This window comes from Cellulosimicrobium composti (genome assembly GCF_010287905.1).
GTDB lineage: Bacteria > Actinomycetota > Actinomycetes > Actinomycetales > Cellulomonadaceae > Cellulosimicrobium > Cellulosimicrobium composti.
In genome coordinates this window covers 1-668 of the sequence record NZ_JAAFAN010000154.1, presented here as the reverse complement: position 1 = coordinate 668, position 668 = coordinate 1, and the positions used below count along the sequence as shown (strand labels likewise).

At 72.3% G+C, this 668-nt stretch carries 1 protein-coding gene; it reads right to left on the bottom strand.

Annotated features, from left to right (window positions below; all coding sequences use genetic code 11):
- A partial coding sequence (gene nagB / locus GYH36_RS19125) for a glucosamine-6-phosphate deaminase (RefSeq protein ID WP_162290703.1) occupies positions 1 to 668 on the bottom strand: 668 nt, incomplete at both ends.

Here is a 668-nt window from a genome sequence, read left to right as displayed (position 1 = left end):
CGCGAGGCCGCGGCGTCGTCGACCAGCACCGTCGCGTGCGGGTGCATCTGCATGATCGTCGCGGGCCACAACGCGCTCACCGGCCCCTCCACGAGCTGGTGCACCGCCTCGGCCTTGCCCTTGCCCGTGGCCAGCAGCACCAGGTGCCGCGCACCCATGATCGTGGCCAGCCCCTGCGTCAGGCAGCGCCGCGGCACCTGCTCCACGTCGTCACCGAAGAACCGCGCGTTGTCCTCACGCGTCTGCGCCGTCAGCGTCTTGATCCGCGTGCGCGACGCCAGCGACGACCCCGGCTCGTTGAACGCGATGTGCCCGTCCGTGCCGATCCCCAGGATCTGCAGGTCCACACCCCCCGCCGCCGCGATCGCCTCCTCGTACGCCGCGCACGCCGCGACCAGGTCCTGTGCGTTGCCGTCCGGACCCTGCACCGCCCCCTCGGCGAAGTCCACCCGCGAGGCGATCTCCGTCTCGATCACGTTCCGGTACCGCTGCGGGTGCTCCACCGGCAGACCCACGTACTCGTCCAGCATGAACGCCCGCACCCCCGCGAACGACAACCCCTCCTCACGATGCCGACGCGCCAGCTCGTCGTACACCCGCAACGGCGACGACCCGGTCGCCAACCCCAGCACCGCCTCCGGCCGCGACCGCACCACCGCCTCCACCGC